The 16,758-nt window shown below is 45.5% G+C and carries 19 protein-coding genes; 5 read left to right on the plus strand and 14 right to left on the minus strand.

The genetic code is table 11. The annotated features are described in order from the left end of the window. Positions 1 to 67: 67 nt before the first annotated feature. Both QUA02_RS23335 and QUA02_RS23340 read right to left on the minus strand, forming a co-directional pair. Positions 68 to 205 carry a hypothetical protein gene (locus tag QUA02_RS23335; RefSeq protein WP_333031144.1) on the minus strand — a complete coding sequence of 46 codons (138 nt, stop codon included), beginning with the start codon at positions 203 to 205 and terminating at the stop codon, positions 68 to 70. A 312-nt stretch (positions 206 to 517) separates the two neighbouring features. Then, positions 518 to 1,774 (minus strand): competence/damage-inducible protein A, encoded by a 1,257-nt coding sequence (locus tag QUA02_RS23340; RefSeq protein ID WP_333031147.1) that lies wholly within the window; start codon positions 1,772 to 1,774, stop codon positions 518 to 520. 45 nt (positions 1,775 to 1,819) lie between these two features. Between QUA02_RS23340 and QUA02_RS23345 the strand changes: the two genes are divergently transcribed. Next, positions 1,820 to 1,945 carry a hypothetical protein gene (locus QUA02_RS23345; RefSeq protein ID WP_333031149.1) on the plus strand — a complete coding sequence of 42 codons (126 nt, stop codon included), beginning with the start codon at positions 1,820 to 1,822 and terminating at the stop codon, positions 1,943 to 1,945. Positions 1,946 to 1,994: 49 nt separating this feature from the next. Here the strand turns inward: QUA02_RS23345 and QUA02_RS23350 are convergent, their stop codons facing one another. After that, positions 1,995 to 3,050, minus strand: a complete 1,056-nt coding sequence (locus QUA02_RS23350) for a glycosyltransferase family 4 protein (protein ID WP_333031151.1) — start codon at positions 3,048 to 3,050, stop codon at positions 1,995 to 1,997. A 443-nt stretch (positions 3,051 to 3,493) separates the two neighbouring features. Then, a complete protein-coding gene (gene glyA, locus QUA02_RS23355; RefSeq protein WP_333031153.1) occupies positions 3,494 to 4,777 on the minus strand; it encodes a serine hydroxymethyltransferase in 1,284 nt (427 codons plus the stop codon). 168 nt (positions 4,778 to 4,945) lie between these two features. Between glyA and QUA02_RS23360 the strand changes: the two genes are divergently transcribed. After that, positions 4,946 to 5,143: a hypothetical protein gene (locus tag QUA02_RS23360; RefSeq protein WP_333031155.1), complete on the plus strand. Its 198-nt coding sequence runs from the start codon at positions 4,946 to 4,948 to the stop codon at positions 5,141 to 5,143. A 140-nt stretch (positions 5,144 to 5,283) separates the two neighbouring features. Beyond that, entirely contained in the window at positions 5,284 to 5,757 is a 474-nt protein-coding gene (locus QUA02_RS23365; RefSeq protein ID WP_333031159.1) for a Tic20 family protein, read from the plus strand. Between the two features lie 108 nt (positions 5,758 to 5,865). On the opposite strand, the gene QUA02_RS23370 is transcribed toward QUA02_RS23365, so the two are convergent. From QUA02_RS23370 to QUA02_RS23380, 3 genes are all read right to left on the minus strand, one after another. Continuing rightward, positions 5,866 to 6,645, minus strand: a complete 780-nt coding sequence (locus QUA02_RS23370) for a fumarylacetoacetate hydrolase family protein (RefSeq protein ID WP_333031162.1) — start codon at positions 6,643 to 6,645, stop codon at positions 5,866 to 5,868. 99 nt (positions 6,646 to 6,744) lie between these two features. Then, positions 6,745 to 7,344 carry a 5-formyltetrahydrofolate cyclo-ligase gene (locus QUA02_RS23375; protein ID WP_333031164.1) on the minus strand — a complete coding sequence of 200 codons (600 nt, stop codon included), beginning with the start codon at positions 7,342 to 7,344 and terminating at the stop codon, positions 6,745 to 6,747. A 96-nt stretch (positions 7,345 to 7,440) separates the two neighbouring features. Continuing rightward, entirely contained in the window at positions 7,441 to 8,835 is a 1,395-nt protein-coding gene (locus QUA02_RS23380; protein WP_333031166.1) for a helix-turn-helix domain-containing protein, read from the minus strand. 263 nt (positions 8,836 to 9,098) lie between these two features. Between QUA02_RS23380 and QUA02_RS23385 the strand changes: the two genes are divergently transcribed. Both QUA02_RS23385 and QUA02_RS23390 read left to right on the plus strand, forming a co-directional pair. Beyond that, positions 9,099 to 9,710 (plus strand): hypothetical protein, encoded by a 612-nt coding sequence (locus QUA02_RS23385; protein ID WP_333031168.1) that lies wholly within the window; start codon positions 9,099 to 9,101, stop codon positions 9,708 to 9,710. A 134-nt stretch (positions 9,711 to 9,844) separates the two neighbouring features. Then, the gene (locus QUA02_RS23390; protein WP_333031170.1) at positions 9,845 to 10,162 is read left to right on the plus strand and encodes a hypothetical protein; all 318 of its coding nucleotides are present in this window, start codon (positions 9,845 to 9,847) and stop codon (positions 10,160 to 10,162) included. A gap of 53 nt (positions 10,163 to 10,215) precedes the next feature. Here the strand turns inward: QUA02_RS23390 and QUA02_RS23395 are convergent, their stop codons facing one another. From QUA02_RS23395 to QUA02_RS23425, 7 genes are all read right to left on the minus strand, one after another. After that, complete coding sequence (locus QUA02_RS23395; RefSeq protein ID WP_333031171.1) at positions 10,216 to 10,827, minus strand: Uma2 family endonuclease; 612 nt, start codon at positions 10,825 to 10,827, stop codon at positions 10,216 to 10,218. Between the two features lie 217 nt (positions 10,828 to 11,044). Continuing rightward, on the minus strand, positions 11,045 to 11,869 hold the full coding sequence (locus QUA02_RS23400; RefSeq protein WP_333031174.1) for a peptidoglycan-binding protein: 825 nt from the start codon (positions 11,867 to 11,869) through the stop codon (positions 11,045 to 11,047). 73 nt (positions 11,870 to 11,942) lie between these two features. Continuing rightward, positions 11,943 to 12,488 (minus strand): hypothetical protein, encoded by a 546-nt coding sequence (locus QUA02_RS23405; protein ID WP_333031176.1) that lies wholly within the window; start codon positions 12,486 to 12,488, stop codon positions 11,943 to 11,945. Then, the gene (locus tag QUA02_RS23410; protein ID WP_333031177.1) at positions 12,485 to 13,066 is read right to left on the minus strand and encodes a DUF4365 domain-containing protein; all 582 of its coding nucleotides are present in this window, start codon (positions 13,064 to 13,066) and stop codon (positions 12,485 to 12,487) included. Before QUA02_RS23410 ends, QUA02_RS23405 begins: the two co-directional genes overlap by 4 nt. 106 nt (positions 13,067 to 13,172) lie before the next feature. Then, entirely contained in the window at positions 13,173 to 14,117 is a 945-nt protein-coding gene (locus QUA02_RS23415) for a GDP-L-fucose synthase family protein (RefSeq protein WP_333031180.1), read from the minus strand. 407 nt (positions 14,118 to 14,524) lie between these two features. Then, the gene (gene gmd / locus QUA02_RS23420) at positions 14,525 to 15,556 is read right to left on the minus strand and encodes a GDP-mannose 4,6-dehydratase (protein ID WP_333031183.1); all 1,032 of its coding nucleotides are present in this window, start codon (positions 15,554 to 15,556) and stop codon (positions 14,525 to 14,527) included. Between the two features lie 225 nt (positions 15,557 to 15,781). Next, the gene (locus tag QUA02_RS23425; protein WP_332983048.1) at positions 15,782 to 16,513 is read right to left on the minus strand and encodes an undecaprenyl-phosphate galactose phosphotransferase family protein; all 732 of its coding nucleotides are present in this window, start codon (positions 16,511 to 16,513) and stop codon (positions 15,782 to 15,784) included. Between the last annotated feature and the right edge of the window lie 245 nt (positions 16,514 to 16,758).

Consider the following 16,758-nt stretch of genomic DNA (forward strand, 5'->3'; position numbering starts at 1 on the left):
TGACTTGGGATTTATAACCAATCTCAAACCTCAAACCTCAAATTTCAAGCCTCAAATCCACTCCCGACTACCGGCGATTCCTTGGTTGGTTGACTGGAATAGGAATCGGTTCTAGTTCCGGTTGAGCTTCTGGATTCAGCAGTCCTTCTATCAGCTTGCGAACCCATTCTTTAATTTCTTCCAGCACCTTTTCAATGTCTTCCATTGAACGGATAGCTCCTTTTTTTATAGTCTAGATTGCTAAACCGACGGCTAAATATCTGAAAATAAGCAAGCGCGACTTTGAAACCAAAGGTCAAACTTACTTTCTCGCTTGCTGGTTGTTTGGAGCAACGGTTTTGAGCAATGGAGAGAGTCAGTATATTTGCCAATCAGTCCTATTTTATTATCATAACGAATCTTTACAGATAATCAAGAGGTAATTGGAAAATTGCGAAACTATCTCGAAACACAGAATGTTAAATAAAGCTTAAGCTTACGGCTGACTGTTGACAATTGACAAACCGCTGGATGTTTTCTACGCTTTTGCCAACAATAATTTACGGCGGAGCCGATCGAGCGCCGTACAGCTACTCAGATGCCGAATCCAATCGCGGCCTCGCCCATCGCCAAACCGATATTCAAAACTTTCTGCATCGCCGTGGGGACCCGCTAAACCGAGATAAACCAGTCCGACAGGTTTAGCATCCGTGCCGCCTCCGGGTCCGGCGATGCCTGTAATGCTCAATCCCCAATTGGTATTGAGGCTAGCCCGCACTCCCGCAGCCATTTGTTTTGCCACTTGGTGGCTGACGGCCCCAAATTCTGCTAAATCTTGGGGATTAACAGCTAATAATTCTTCCTTAACCCGATTGTCGTAAGAAATAATCCCGCCTAAAAAGTAGCTCGAACTGCCGGAAACACCAGTAAGCATTGCCCCCAATCCGCCTCCAGTACAGGATTCAGCCACGCTAAGAGTTTCAGAGCGATCGAGTAACAAGTGGCCGACAGTGGAAGCGAGGGTATCGGTATCAGCACCGTAACAGTCTAAACCAGCGATTTGTCGCAACTGTTGTTCGATCGGCTCAATCAAGTTTTTCGCCACCACTTCCGACTCCGCGCGAGCCGAAATCCGCAGTTTGACTTCGCCGTGATTGGCGTATGGAGCCACAGTAGGATTAGTTAAATTCAGAAAACTATCTACTTTTTCGGCCAGTGCCGACTCAGCAATGCCCCAAAATTTCAAAGTGCGGCTGCAAATAGTTTCGCTGCACCAGCCGCCATTTTTCAGGTAAGGAACGGCGGTTTCTCGCCACATCAAGTGCATTTCCGCCGGTACTCCGGGAAAAGTCATCACTGTCGCGTTGGGAACCGGCTGCCAAATAATGCCCGGTGCAGAACCGCTGCGGTTTGGCAGAATGTCCGCACCTTCTGGAATCAAAGCTTGTTTGCGGTTGCTGGGACTCATGGTGCGTCCCCGCTGGGCAAATTTGTATTCGATATCTGCGATAATTTCCGGCTTTTCTATTAAGGGAACCCCAAAAAAATCGGCGATGGTTTCGACTGTGAGGTCGTCCGGTGTGGGGCCGAGGCCTCCGGTGAAAAGCAAAAGCTGCGATCGGCTGAGTGCAATTTCTAACACTTGTTTGATACGTTCTGGATTGTCCCCCACCACTGTTTGATAGTAGTGAGGGATTCCCAGACTCGCTAATTCTTTCGCTAAAAACTGGGCATTGCTATTAAGAATATCGCCTAACAGCAATTCAGTGCCAACACAAATAATTTCAGCAACCATTCTATTCGATTTTAGATTTTAGATTTTAGATTTTAGATTTTAGATTTGGGAATTGGGGATTGGGAATTGGGAATTGGGAATTGGGAATTGGGCATCGGGCATCGGGCATTGGGAATTGGGAATTGGGCATCGGGCATCGGGCATTGGGCATTGGTAGTAAATGACTACTGACTACTGACTACTGACTACTGACTACTGACTACTGACTACTGACTAATGACTATCGAGCGTGTCTCCAAACTTTCCAGCTAGCGTATCCCAGCAAACTTGTCGCACCCATAGCGTAAATTACGCCGCTGGGAACCGAAAAAGCTAGGGCTAAACTTCCCACCCACAGTGTCAGCGAGTAAATAAATAAAACCGCAAATCGATGGGATAATCCGGCTTGTAGAAGTCGGTGGTGGAGGTGGCGCTTGTCAGCAATAAACGGTGACTTGCCGTTGCGGAGTCGATCGAGAATCACCGCCGACATATCTAAAATCGGTACAGCTAAAATTAAATATGGCAGCAACACAGAAGTAACAGCCGTAGTTTTAACTAATCCAATTACTCCCACTCCAGCGAGAGTAAACCCGATAAAATAAGCCCCGCCATCTCCCATAAAGATTTGAGCCGGATTGAAGTTGTAGCGCAGAAATCCCAAGGCCCCGCCAGCTAAAGCCGCTGCAATTAGGGCCGCCGCCGGTTGGTGCATCGACAAACTGACAATCAGCATCACAACTGCTGCAATCCCTGAAACTCCCGCAGCTAAACCGTCCAAACCGTCAATCCAGTTGATGGCGTTGGCCATACCGACGAGCCAAATCACGGTAATTGGCAAGCTCAGCCAGCCAATATCAGTCAGTCCGAGGGAGGGAACTGTGAGAAACTCAATTTGTACGCCCGCCATCCAAGCTATGCTGGATACGCCTATTTGCATGAGCAAACGTTTTAGGGCTGACAGCGAAAATAGGTCGTCTGCTAAACCGATAAGAAAGAATCCAAGGCCGCCGAGGGTGACTCCCCAAATTTCGTATTCCTCTTTGGTATTGAGAACTTGTCCGCTAGCATCAAGGAAGCCTCCTGAGAGCCAGACAAATAACAGGGCAGTGAGAGTGCCGAGAAAGATGGACACTCCTCCCAAGCGCACCATCGGGCGCTGGTGGACTTTTCGCTCGCCTGGCCGATCGACTCGCCCGCTTTTGAGACCAATTTTTTTGACTATTGGCGTACTCCAGAGGACGACGATCGCAGAAACCAGAAAAGCTAGTACGTGGTACAGATACTGGTGGGGCATCTGAAATCAATTTTAAATAGTGCGGGTCAATCAGGCTGTCAGGCAGAGTCTACTACATTTCAGATGGCTTGTAACAAGGAAACATCTTTAAGAGCGACTGGGGGTTTGGGAGACGGAGATTTGCTGGAGTGGAAGTTGCCAGGGCGCCAATTGTGAGGTTTTTAATTCATAACTCTCCAATTAAGGGCTAGTCGATCCATATTTGGCGCTCATCAGGCAATCTTTCGATCGAAGCATAGATCGGGGTGGATGTATCCCTCGAAGGGGGGGTTTATCGATATCTTTCGCTACCGATAAATATCTGGTAAAACCCGCCCCTTCGATAAATATATGCACGTTAAAACAGGGTCGATCGCGAATGGCAACTCTCAATCTTTCCCGGCTCTTTTACCCTTTTACCCGTACACTTCCAACTACCAATTCCCCATTGCCGATCAGGAAAATTAAGCTAACGCCGGCACTTTCAAGTACAAGTGGGGATATAAGGGGAAGCGATCGCAAAGTGCCCCTACTCGCCGCAGACAATTGGCGGCAACGCTTTCATCATCTGGATTTAACAGTCGATCGGCAATAATATTGCCAATCTCGGTAAATTCTGCTGTTCCCATTCCCCTAGTCGTCATCGCGGGCGAACCGAGTCTCAAACCGCTGGTGACAAAAGGCGATGCCGGATCGAAAGGCACAGTATTTTTATTAGCAGTAATATTCACACCGCTAACTAATTGGTCGGCTCGCTTGCCTGTCATGTTTGCCGATCGCAAATCAACTAGCATTAAGTGATTGTCCGTGCCGCCGGAAACGAGTTTTAAACCCCGCTGCTGCAACTGTGCAGCTAAAGCCCGCGCATTTTCAATTACTTGACCGGAATAAGTTTTAAATTCGGGTTTTAATGCTTCGCCGAAAGCTACTGCTTTGCCCGCAATCACGTGTTCTAAGGGACCGCCCTGAGAGCCGGGAAACACTGCTTTGTCGAACTTTTTGCCTAGTTCCGGGTCATTGGTCAAAATCAAGCCGCCGCGGGGGCCGCGCAGGGTTTTGTGAGTGGTGGTGGTGACTGCATGACAGTGTTGAAGCGGGCTGGGGTGGTGGCCTGTGGCGACTAAGCCGGCGATGTGGGCGATGTCGGCGAGCAGGTAAGCTCCGATTTCGTCGGCGATGGATCTAAACTTCTCAAAGTCGATAATTCGCGAATATGCTGAATAGCCGCAAATTAGCAATTTCGGTCGGTTTTGTTTGGCCAGTGCCAAAATTTCGTCGTAGTCGAGCTGTTCTGTTTCTTGGCTGACGCCGTAGTGAAAAGCTTTGAACCATTTGCCGGATACGTTGACCGGCGAACCGTGGGTCAAGTGTCCGCCGTGGGACAAATCCATGCCCATAATTCCGTCTCCGGGTTCCAGCAGGCTCAAAAACACTGCAAAGTTGGCTTGAGCGCCGGAGTGGGGCTGGACGTTGGCGTGAACTGCTCCAAATAGCTGTTTGGCGCGGTCGATCGCGATTTGCTCGATTCCGTCAATAAATTCGCAGCCGCCGTAGTACCGTTTCGCTGGCAGTCCTTCGGCGTATTTATTGGTCAGCACTGAGCCTTGAGCTGCCATTACCGCTGCGGAGGTAAAGTTTTCGCTGGCGATGAGTTCTAGGTGGTCTCGCTGCCGCTGCAGCTCTTGCCCGATTAAATCGGCAATTAGCGGATCGGTTTTGGAAAGGAATTCTAAGTTAGTGTCCGTCACAATAATCAACCTCTTGACAGTTTTGGGATTGGGAATTGGGGATCTTATACCGTACTACGGATTTCGCACCATTGACATAAATATTACGTTGTGTTCAGGTTAAGCCGTTTGTCCCCAACTGCTGACATACAATGAAATTACTGGTGTGAAACCTGCCGGAGGTATCAAATGTTAGTCATTCTAATGGAAAATCAGATGCTTGCCCCTCAGTGTGTTTGCCAAGGTTGTTTGCTCGCCGATCGCACCGGCCAACCGCGCTGGAGCGGTGGAGAGCTTCGCTGCGGCCATCCAGTTGCTAAACCTACGGAAAATTTGCCCGATCGGTACGAGTGTCAAATGGGTTTCGTCATTGCCAATATTAAATAAGAAAGCCTGCATTTGGTAGTTGAGGCTGCTCCCCGCTGAGTGAAAAGCAAATTCCGGGCGAGTCGGAACAGAGCCTGCTGCTGCGTTATCCTGAGTTTATGTGAATTGATAGTTAATCGATCGACTCAGGAGACTTCATTATGACTTGGCGCGGATCTACAACTGTTCGAGACCGGATTTTTGCTTCTTTGCCTTATTTGCTCCCGCTGATTGACGGGCTGTCGTTTGGCAGGTTTCTGTTTACACAGTTTCCTGTCCTGCAACTGTTGTTGATACCGCTAGCTCCATTGATGCAAATTTATAGTTTGCCCTTTGCTAGCTTGGTTATCTTCTTTGCCCTGTACTTAGGAGTAGTTAGAAACGAAAACATCAGTCACTTCATTCGTTTTAATGCGATGCAGGCGATTCTTTTAGACATTGTTTTGATGCTGTGCAATCTGGTTTTGCCGATTTTTGCTAAAGGTTTCCAAGTCGCATTTATTGCGGAAACTCTGTATAACATGGTGTTTTTGGGCGCTTTTGCTGCATTTGTCTATGCAGTCGTTCAGTCGCTTTTGGGACGCTATGCAGAGATTCCTCCGCTTTCGGATGCTGTTTATATGCAGGTTCGTTAGTCAATTGGCAGTTAGCAGTTGGCAGTTGGCAGTTGGCAGTTGACAGTTGACAGTTGGCAGTTGGCAGTTGTTAGTTGTTGGTGATAATTACCAATTACCCATTACCAATTACCGATTACTAATAACTACTGTATTTTCAAGACTGCCGATGCCTTCAATTTCAATGCGGACTCGATCGCCTATTTGCAGCGGCCCTACTCCTTGCGGCGTTCCAGTCAGTATGACATCGCCGGGAATTAGGGTCATGATTTGACTGATGTAGGAGACGAGAAAATCTGGGGAAAATACCATTCGATCGATCGGGGATGACTGTACGGGTCGATCGCTCTCATTGACAAAAGTCTGCAATTGTGCAGCGGGACTCAATTCGCGGACAATCCAAGGCCCCAAGGGACAAAATGTATCGAACCCTTTGGCCCTCGCCCACTGGTTGTCCCGCTTTTGCAAATCTCTGGCTGTTACGTCGTTGGCGATGGTATAGCCCCAAATTTTGCTGTGTGCTTGTTCGGGAGTGCAGTTGGTACAGTGTTCGCCAATCACCAGGGCCAATTCTCCCTCGTAGTCTACCCTTTCCGACTGCTGCGGATAGCGAATCGCTCCACCTGCGGGGATGACAGCACTCGGAGGCTTGAAAAACAGCAGGGGTTCTTCAGGTACTGGGGTTCCCATTTCGGCGGCGTGATCGACATAATTTTTGCCGACGGCTACAATTTTTGAGGGAGAGCACGGGGCGAGAATTTGGTAAGTATCTGGTGAAAGCTCCAAATCAGTTGGTTGTCCTTGTAACCAGGGAGGTGCATCAAATACTTGAACGCTGCGGCTCAGTTGCAGTAAACCGTAATGGATGTGTCCTTGTGTTGTTTTAACTCGAACGTAGCGTGCGGCCATAGGTTATACCATTTGAGATTTTGGATTTTAGATTTTAGATTAAATAGGACTTTCAGTAGGATACATATAAATACGGATCTAAGCATAATTACTGAAAATTTATTGCTCGATCGACCTTCTTGATTTTTGCTGTACGATTGTCAAATCGCTCTCTGTGCAAATTCCGTGCAGCGGTTTGTCCCAGGAGTCTACTGGTAGCTGGGCGAGCAAGGCAAATTCAAAGATTGTGCCGATCGCAATTTTTGATTCCCACTCAGCTAAACTGAACATTCGATCGTAATAGCCGCCGCCGTAGCCCAAGCGATAGCCGCGAACATCGCAGCCTACGGCCGGTACAAGTATTAAATCTACTTCTGAGCGGTCTATTTTAGGAGCATCAGGCAGCGGTTCGAGTATGCCGTAAGCTCCAGTATGTAAAGCATCTCCAGGCTGCCAGATGTGCCAGGATAGCTCTTTGCCGACACAGCGGGGAAATCCCCATTTGCGGGGACTTACAAATAGGGGACTTAAATCTGGTTCTTGGCGACAACTGAAGTAGGCGAGGATTGTTTTTGCTTGGGTGAATAAGGGCGAGTTTTGGAGATGATTGCAGATGCGATCGCTCTTTTGTCTCCACTCTTGTGCTGATAGGGATTTGCGGGTGTTGAGGAGCGATCGTCTTAATTCAGTTTTAGTTAATGAAGGTTCACGAGTATTCATATTTCATATTAAATCATCGCTACGGGTAGGGAAACGGCAATGCCGTGTCCTCAAAATCGGGGACACGGCATTGCCGTGTCCCTACAGATATCGTGGCTAATTAACTGGATTTGAGAGCACATATTGTCTCACCACAGGACAAATGCTGAATAGCGTTTCATTCTCCTGTTCCTCTGTTTCAACTAACGATCGCCTCCCCAAAGATTGCAGCCCGTTGAACAACTCCGAAGGCGATAACTCGGCATCTTTTAGCAATTGCTCTATTGAAACTGGATTCGCTTCGCGGCTGAGCTGGGAGATTAGCTTTTTCTCTAATTCTGACAAACGATTTATCTGCGGGTGCAATGTTGCTGCCAATTCTTCCCCTAGAAATAGCCTATCATATTTCAAAAAATCTGCAACCCGGCCTCGGAATATTTCTTGAATGGTGGTGGCGACTATTTTTAACCACAATGGATTGCCTTGATAGGTGTTAATTAGGTTTTCCCATGTTTCGGAATTGAGTAAACTTTTTTGTCGGAAAATTTCGGTAGCGGCTGCACCTATACCTTTGAGTTTCAAGGTGCGAACTGGTGAATTTTCACCTTTTAAGGCAGTAATTTCTCTGGGAGGTTCCCAACTGTTGAGGATTAAACAACTGTTGTGGGTTGTTTCTCCGATTTGTCTGAAGAGGATGCTGTAGTTTTCGCATTCGGGGCGGTAATTTCCTGCTAGTTGTCCGCTGCTGAGAATGGTTTGCACGTCGTCAAAGATGATGAGACAGCGGTTTTTTCGCAGATATTCCATTAACAGGGAAAGTCGATCGGGGATGCTGCTAGGGAGTTGGATTTCTGGTTTATTTAAGAGAAATTCTAGGATATTTTTTAGGGTAGTTTCTAAGGGTGGGGAGTGGCCCAGACTTCGCCAGATGACGCATTCAAAGTTATGCTGAATTTTTTGGATGAGGTGGAGGGAAAGTGCGGTTTTGCCAATGCCGCTTATTCCTAATATTGCTGCGAGGTTGCACTTTTCTTGGACGATGGATTTTTCGAGGGTGGCGAGTTCGGATGTGCGATCGGACAATGATGAAATATGAGGTGCGTCTGCTAAGTCTAGTCTGGTTTGGGGTTGGGAGGTGTCTGAGGTGGGGGCGGAGGGCGATCGCTTTTGTGGAATTTCGGGAGATTGGTTATCTGCACAAACATTGAGATTACCAATTACAAAATCATTACCAAAATTTTGTGAAACGATAAATAATTGTCGTCTCTCAAATGTAGCTTTAAAATTGGACTTATTGAGGTCTTCACCTAAGACATCAGAGAGGATTTGCCATAATTCAGCGGCGACATTTTTTACGTAAGCCTCAGTACAGTTGTAATTTTTTCCAATATCTGCGTATTTCTGACGTTCCCAAGTGCCGCGCAATATTGCGTATTGTAGATCATCTAAGTGTTTTCCCGTATTCGAAAAAACTATCTCATCGGCAATTTTTAACACTTCTTGAACGTCCATAGGTCGAGCAAATGTTGCTGTTTTCTCTATTATCCCACTTTTTCTTACTATTTCTTACTTTAAATGGCTAAATTATACTTTTTACAAAAATAAAAACTAAAGAAAATATTAAACCTCCTACTTTATCTTACTTTGTCTTACTTGATTATTTTGAAATAGTGATAGATTAGATAAACAGATGATTTACTTTTTTGTCTTCCATAATTTACAATAATTTGCCATGACAAAAAATAAAAAATAAGTAATTATGCGAGCAATTAATCATGAACGAACAAAAAAATCAAAATGAAGTGGCTACTGAAGTCGCAAGCAAAGTTAAATCCACTCTTAATGACGCTATCCAAGGATTAAAAATTTTTCTAATTAATCCTGTTGGCGGTCTTCCAGTTTTTTTTCAAGGGTTAGGTAAGGAACGTGCTTTAGGAGTTGGAATTGCTTTTGGCATAGCATATGTAGTTTGCTTTGTATTCGCGTGCCAAAAATATTTAACACAATTTTCGAGCAATAGCTCATTATTTAATTTGATACTTGCCAGCGCTGCTAATTTTTTGAGTATAGCAGGGGCTAGTTTTTTGACGCGCAAACTATTTCGGGGATATGGCAGCTTTCAAGGGGATATATTTATTGCTGGTGTCGCTTTAGTTCCTGCGTCATTATTGCTCTTAATAAGTAGTCTTTTAGGAATAACGAATGTTGAAATTATTGTTATAGTTATGGTTGTGGCTATAACCTATACAATTTTAATGATTTACACAGGCTGCCACAAGATTTCAGGAATTCCAGAAAATGCTGCTGCTTTTGCAGTTTCAGTCATGTTACTTTTGAGTGGCTGGTTATTTAAAATATTGATTTTATCTAACATATTGCCAAACTGAATAATGTAGGAAGCAAGATGAGAAATGATTTGAGTTGGTTTGAAATAATCAGACTATTTTTTGAACTGCTTTTTCAGCTAGTTGACTGACAGTATTGATTTATCGTAGGCATTTGACCCTAAAAGGAAAGAAGCATGGATACACTGGTAGCAGCAATCGCACAAATTTTAGATTACATTCAAACCCAAGGGCCAGACGCGATCGCGCAGCTAACGGGACTACTCGAAGCTCTCAAGGTGGGCTCTGTTTATGTTGCGGCTCTGTTTGGCTTGATTGCTAACGTACCCGCTGTTATTGAAATTCTTAGCCAGTTGATAGCTTTAATCAGTTCAGGTGCCGGTGTTACGGAAATAGCGACAGCGATCGGCTCGTTGGCGGGTTCACTGGGATTGTCTATTGAGGCTGTCATCCATATCTTACAAATGATCGGGGCTTTCTTGCTGGCATTTTAAATATATCAAAAGCGATCGCCCTTCCTTAACCGAGGCGCGATCGCACTTTCAATCTATTCCCTAGATCCCACATCATCAACTTCGGGTTCTGAATCTTCCTTAGTAAAAATGACATCCTCATAAATAGCATCAATACCTGTGCGAAAATCTACGCTAGCCAAGTGAATTTCGCTGCCTTGAGTATAGGAATACAAAACCCACAACCCTTCAGCATTGCGGCGAAAACACTCTACCCGCTCACGTTTTTGGCTAATTAACACATACTCTTGAAGCGTTTCTAATTCTTGGTAGTCAGCAAACTTATCGCCCCGATCGAATCCTTCCGTACCGTTAGACAACACCTCGACAATTAAACAAGGATATCTTTTAAAAGATTGAGATGATTTGTCCCGTTCGTCGCACGTTACCATCAAGTCGGGATAATAGTAAATATTCTTCGATTCAATCCTGGCTTTCATGTCGGACATATAAACACGACAGCCACCACCCCGCACGTGATTTCTCAAAAGTGCAAATAAGTTGCCAGCAACTGTCACATGAGCATCGCTTGCACCTGCCATTGCATAGATTTCGCCCTGAATATACTCGTGTTTGAGCTGACTGAGTTCTTCTAACTTCAGATACTCTTCCGGTGAGATATAATTGTTGGTGCGATCGGCAATCATGGGCTTTCTGTGTATTTCAGTTTTCGATGATTTCAATCGAGGTATTTTTATTATAGCAGTTTTCAATTTTATGAAATACAGGACACGACTGCAATACAGAAATACAGGAAACGGCAGTGCCGTGTCCCTACCCTATATCTGTACTTCGCTCTACTGAAAAATGCTATATATTATACTTACAAAGCGATCGCTTTTATAATAACAGAATACAGGATATCTAAGCACTTTCCTCGATTAAATCTGCTTCCGCGTCCCGGCGTCTGTTCATCCCTTTTTCAATGCTCGTTCCCAGCCAAATTCGTTTCATTTTGCGGATTTGTTCGGCAATTTTACTCACATTTTTTTTCGTGACCAAATCGCGAACTACACGCATTTCCAGGCGGCGATTTCCCTGCATACTTGTGCCGCGATTGAACACCAAACTTACCAATCCTCCTTGAACATCTGCCGGCAATTGTTCAAAACCGGGAAATGCTTCTTTTGTCAGATTGTAAAATTTCGGCACTGTGACAACATTAAAAACTTCCCAGGCTAATTCCCAGGGAATAATGATGTCTCTAACACTAGCTAAACGTTCTTTTGCTGCATCCTCTGTCAACCCGCAGCACTTACTCAAACGCTGTTGATCCACATCTCGTAATTTGTTCCAATCTTGGTTAAAAACTTCTACACTGTTGTAACCGAGGTCGTAACCGATGCCGATCGTAATTCCCGATTGTCCTTCCGGCCAAGTTGGGCGCTGCAAAAAGCTTTCGTAATATTCCTGTCCGCCGCCCACCTCGAATTCTAAGATTAGCTCGATCGACCTATACGACAAAAGTGACGACCCCAAAAGTTCTCCGGGGAACAAAGCAGCTAGCGTTTTGGGGCCTGCGATTCCGTCTACCAAAAAAATTTTATTACTCTGAAATTGTTTGAGGGCTATTTCAGTTTTCGGCCCAAACTTACCGTCTGCACTCCCTGAATTCAACCCTAACTCCAGCAAGCGTTTTTGAAGTTTAACAACATCAGAACCCGATGCACCTAATTTTAGAGTTTGCACAACCTATTTTCCTTTAATACTATCGGCAAATTAATTTTTGCTTCCAATTATACCACAACCAGGATGTTCCCAATTATTTGATTAATTCAGCCTCAGTCAGCAGAGCAAAATCGCGGGGATTTTTTAACACAAAACCGTCCTTTTCTTTAATTAAATCGCCAAAACAGGTTATGGGCGATCGCTCCTCGTAAGCCTTGAGGGCCAATTGATAATCTGCATCCCTCAATTCCAGATTAATTTTCCTCAATTTACCCACGACAAATCCCATGACTGTGACTTGGCAGGTTCCCGATTCTTCCCCGTGCAGTTTATTAATCCATCCTGGGAGTGCAACATGAGGCAATGAAGTGATTAAATCGCTGAGAATATCTAATTGAGAACGCTTTTCTACTACTTCTAGTGCCTTTAAGTTATCACACATCACCTCGGCAAAATCAGCAAATTCTTTGTGAGGCGAAACCAATACTTCGCCTGCTTGACCCGTATCATTTTTTTTGTACCAAATAAATCCCTCAAAAAATTGACGAGTTTTATGCCAACCATTTATTTGTAAGTATGTCTCTAAAACATTTGGCTCGATCGTTTTCAGAATCTGACTATCTCTTACAGTTACTTTCACGGCAAACCTCCCTCGCTAATGCGCTGTATCATTGACTTAAGAGCTTGTACAGTAAACTGATTGCTGCGGGGTAAAGAAACAGTCACATTTGTTATATTTTGTGTTTCTGGCTGTCCTCGCAATGACATCCAGTAAGCAGAATTTCTCATGCACAGTTCCGCCTCTGACTGCTGCAACCAGTCTTCTATATTTTCCGGTACTAAAACTACAACTAAGATTCGAGGTACTAGGGCATTTCTTCTCAAATCGTTGTAGTTTTTGACTTTGAGCGGATATCGGATGTAGTCGCCGTCTATCACGTCTCTTGAAGTACATTTTAATTGTAACTTCAACTCAGGAAAACAAACGCTTCCCTCACCGCTGCCAGCCGTGATTTGTAGGTCGATGCTGTCGAAGTCTAACTCTAACGGATCGATCGAGAAACCCGCAACTGCCGCCACAGCGCGCACATAAGCTTTACTGAAAAGTTCTTTCTGTTGATTTATATCAATTCCGGTTGCATCGGAATTAATATTACCCGAAATAAGGACACGGCAGTGCCGTGTCCCTACAATTAATCTGGCGTAGGGAAACGGCACTGCCGTGTCCTCTATATCATTCCGGCGCAGCCGGAATTGATATTAGTTCCATGCACCACCTGTTCAAAAAAAAACCAGGTTTCTTCAAGAAACCTGGTTTTCACGCTCAGACTGCGTGTTTTCGATACCAATCGATCGTACTTTTCAACCCTTCCTTAAACTCCACCTCAGCCGCAAAACCAAACTTTTCTTTCGCCCTTTGGGTATCCAAACAGCGGCGCGGCTGACCGTTCGGCTTGTCTGTTTCCCAGACAATTTCTCCCTCAAATCCCATCAATTCGCAAATCGTTTCCACTAAATCGCGAATTTTAACTTCGCTATTCGTTCCCAAATTAACCGGGTCAGATTCGTTGTAAAATTGAGCTGCCATCACAATTCCCCGCGCGGCATCTGTCGAATACAAAAACTCGCGGCTGGGGCTGCCGTCGCCCCAAACTGGCAGTGTTTTGTCTCCCCTTTCTTGCGCTTCGTGGACTTTGCGAATTAATGCGGGGATGACGTGGGAACTTTTCGGGTCAAAGTTATCTTCCGGGCCGTACAGATTTACTGGTAGCAAGTAGATACCGTTGAATCCGTACTGCTGGCGGTAGGATTGCAGTTGCACTAATAAGGCTTTTTTGGCGATTCCGTAAGGTGCGTTAGTTACTTCGGGATAGCCGTTCCAGAGGTCGTCTTCTTTGAAGGGAACTGGAGTCAAGTTGGGATAAGCGCAAATAGTGCCGACGCAGACAAATTTTTCGACTCCTGCTTCGTAGGCTGCGTGAATTAGTTGCGCGCCCATCATCAAATTGTCGTAAAATAATTCGGCGGGTTTGAGTTGGTTTAAACCGATGCCGCCGACGTGGGCGGCTAGGTGTATGATGATGTCTTGTTGGTCGGCGGCGCGCTTGCAGTTTTCCATGACGCGGAGGTCGCAGTCGATCGATCGAGTCACCGAAATTTTATCAGCATCGGCCCCTGCTTTCACTAACTGGTCGATTACCTGACGGCCCAAGAAACCGGCGCCGCCCGTGACTAGAATGCGTTTGCTGCTTAAATCCAAGCTTGTCATAATTTTAGCCTCGGGATTTTGAATAAGGGTCGATCGACATTTCAATTCTAAAATAGTTGGCTTTAGCCAAAAAAAGCTTTCAGCTACAGCAGGCGCTTGGCAACAAATCAGTTTTAGCTGCCTCAGATAGGGACAATGTGTTCCATGCACACCCGAAAGTTAGATTTATGGGCTGCGATTTCTCAACTATCATTTTAATGTTTTTGTTTGCCCGCACAGCCGAAAATTTTGCGAGCAATTAAGCTGGTTCTTTGAATGGCGATCGCACTACTACCTGTAACAATCTTCTCATCAGTTGTGAACTGCGTGGAGGGGCAATAAAAGAGCGCGATCGCGCATTTCGCGAATCGGGGCAGACACGGGGCACTACCCCTACAAATTGTTCGCTGACGGCTTAGTTTTGTGGCTTAATCAAATCCGTTGCCAGAACCTCGCTCTTGCTTTTCGAGAGCTTTCATGTCAGCATCTACCATTAAATGTACTAACTCCTCAAAAGTTACAGAAGGTTCCCAATTTAATTGCTGGCGCGCCTTAGTCGAATCGCCTATCAACAGTTCGACTTCTGCCGGACGCAAGTAGCGTTCGTCAAACTCCACATATTTTTGCCAATCTAAATTGACGTAAGTGAAGGCTAAATCGAGAAATTCTTTAATGGAATGGGTTTCGTTGGTAGCAATGACATAATCGTCAGGCTTGTCTTTTTGCAGCATCAGCCACATTGCCTGCACGTAGTCTTTAGCATAGCCCCAGTCCCGCTTGGAATCGAGATTGCCCAAGTAAATCTTTTTCTGCTTGCCGGCGACTATTCTGGCAACGGCGCGAGTAATTTTGCGGGTGACAAAAGTTTCGCCCCGGCGCGGAGATTCGTGGTTGAACAAGATGCCGTTGCAGGCAAAAAGTCCGTAAGATTCGCGATAATTGATTGTCTGCCAGTGACCGTAAACTTTCGCGCAAGCGTAAGGACTTCTGGGATAAAAAGGCGTGGTTTCTTTTTGCGGAACTTCTTGCACCAAACCAAACATTTCAGAAGAACCTGCTTGATAAAAGCGCACCTCAATGCCGGTGCGCTGTTGATAGTCCCGAATTGCTTCTAGCAAACGGAGCACGCCCATTCCCACTGTGTCAACCGTATATTCCGGCGAGTCAAAACTGACTCGAACGTGAGATTGAGCGCCTAAGTTATATATTTCTACCGGCTGAACTTCTTCCAATATCCGGCGCAGAGTAGTGCCGTCGGTTAAGTCGCCGTAGTGCAGAAACAACCGCGCGCCCTCGCTGTGAGGATCGACATATATGTGGTCAATGCGATCGGTATTGAAACTAGAACTCCGCCGGATAATGCCGTGAACTTCATATCCTTTATCTAACAGTAATTCGCTCAAGTAGGAGCCGTCTTGACCTGTAATACCTGTTATTAGCGCTCGCTTGCGTTGCGTCATCTGATTTTCCTTTGACAGGCTGTGTTAATTCACTTCGGACTTTCCGGGCAGAGGCTGTTGTTGCCTGTCGGTCCTCTTCTCAAACTCTACGTTAACTCACAATTCTTCGATCGGCATCAAGGAACTGTATAGTTTTGGCAAAGAGTTTGCCGCTTGCTGTCAGTAGTCAGCATCAGTGGCCAGTAACAAAGAAAACTAACTACCGATGCTGACTGCGGACAAAAATTAATATGCGCCGTTATTTTTGGGAAAAATCACAACTCCAATTGTTTTGAAAACAATCCACATATCCATCCAAAGGTTTTTGTCATTGGCGTAATAGAGGTCTATTTGGACTCGGCGGGGATAGGGAATGTCGTTGCGACCGGACACTTGCCACAAGCCTGTAATTCCAGGTCTTATGGTGAGAATTTTGTTGATGTGACGGCCGTATCTCGGCAGTTCTTCTTCAACTAAAGGTCTCGGTCCGACGACGCTCATGTCTCCTTTTAAAACATTCCAAAACTGGGGAAATTCGTCTAAACTGGTCATTCGTAAAAATCTTCCAATCCAGGTAATTCGAGGGTCTTGTTTAAGCTTGAAATTGTCCTCAAACTCTTGACGCAAATGCGGAGATTTTTCCATGATTTCCAGCAATATGTCGTCCGCATTTTCCACCATCGTTCTGAATTTAAGGCAATAAAACATTTTACGGTTTTTGCCTACTCGTTCCTGTACGTAAAAAATAGGGCCGGACGAGCTTAAGGCGATAGAGAGAGCCAAAAGCAGGTAAACCGGAGCAAACAGGAGCAGAACCGATAAGGAAAACAGGATGTCAAATAACCGCTTGAAAAATTCTCCGTCGAGGCTCTGTAGAGGACGACTTATGGGTCTATCTCCTTGCAGGACAGACCCAAAACCGCGTCTCGCGATCGCTCGAATTACCTTGCCGGAGATTAGTTGGCTGTCGGCAGTCATCTTACTCCTTCACTTCACACCACACACAGTCCTGATCATAAAGCCTCAAGACGCTTTGTTCTGTGAATTATGTTTCAAATACTCAATTTTCTGCCTTCAGAAGGCTTCTGAAGGCAGAAGGCAGCAGTAGTTGAGGGCTTCTGAAGGCAGAAGGAAGAGGGCTTCTGAAGGCAGAAGGAAGAAGGAAGAAGGCTCTCTTCGGCGAAGCTGAGCGGGTAAAAACAAGGAAGAAGGAAGAAGGAACA

This window comes from Microcoleus pseudofavosus SVA1_A4 (assembly GCF_036700565.1).
Lineage (GTDB): Bacteria > Cyanobacteriota > Cyanobacteriia > Cyanobacteriales > Microcoleaceae > Microcoleus.

Bases quoted from the DNA above. Each gene is read 5' to 3' on its own strand.
- QUA02_RS23385 (WP_333031168.1), top strand. From the start codon at position 9,099: ATGAACGAACAAAAAAATCAAAATGAAGTGGCTACTGAAGTCGCAAGC.
- QUA02_RS23335 (WP_333031144.1), bottom strand. From the start codon at position 205: ATGGAAGACATTGAAAAGGTGCTGGAAGAAATTAAAGAATGGGTTCGC.
- QUA02_RS23360 (WP_333031155.1), top strand. From the start codon at position 4,946: ATGTTAGTCATTCTAATGGAAAATCAGATGCTTGCCCCTCAGTGTGTT.
- QUA02_RS23425 (WP_332983048.1), bottom strand. From the start codon at position 16,513: ATGACTGCCGACAGCCAACTAATCTCCGGCAAGGTAATTCGAGCGATC.
- QUA02_RS23365 (WP_333031159.1), top strand. From the start codon at position 5,284: ATGACTTGGCGCGGATCTACAACTGTTCGAGACCGGATTTTTGCTTCT.
- QUA02_RS23370 (WP_333031162.1), bottom strand. From the start codon at position 6,645: ATGGCCGCACGCTACGTTCGAGTTAAAACAACACAAGGACACATCCAT.
- QUA02_RS23415 (WP_333031180.1), bottom strand. From the start codon at position 14,117: ATGACAAGCTTGGATTTAAGCAGCAAACGCATTCTAGTCACGGGCGGC.
- QUA02_RS23340 (WP_333031147.1), bottom strand. From the start codon at position 1,774: ATGGTTGCTGAAATTATTTGTGTTGGCACTGAATTGCTGTTAGGCGAT.
- QUA02_RS23395 (WP_333031171.1), bottom strand. From the start codon at position 10,827: ATGATTGCCGATCGCACCAACAATTATATCTCACCGGAAGAGTATCTG.
- QUA02_RS23390 (WP_333031170.1), top strand. From the start codon at position 9,845: ATGGATACACTGGTAGCAGCAATCGCACAAATTTTAGATTACATTCAA.
- QUA02_RS23375 (WP_333031164.1), bottom strand. From the start codon at position 7,344: ATGAATACTCGTGAACCTTCATTAACTAAAACTGAATTAAGACGATCG.
- QUA02_RS23350 (WP_333031151.1), bottom strand. From the start codon at position 3,050: ATGCCCCACCAGTATCTGTACCACGTACTAGCTTTTCTGGTTTCTGCG.
- gmd (WP_333031183.1), bottom strand. From the start codon at position 15,556: ATGACGCAACGCAAGCGAGCGCTAATAACAGGTATTACAGGTCAAGAC.
- QUA02_RS23380 (WP_333031166.1), bottom strand. From the start codon at position 8,835: ATGGACGTTCAAGAAGTGTTAAAAATTGCCGATGAGATAGTTTTTTCG.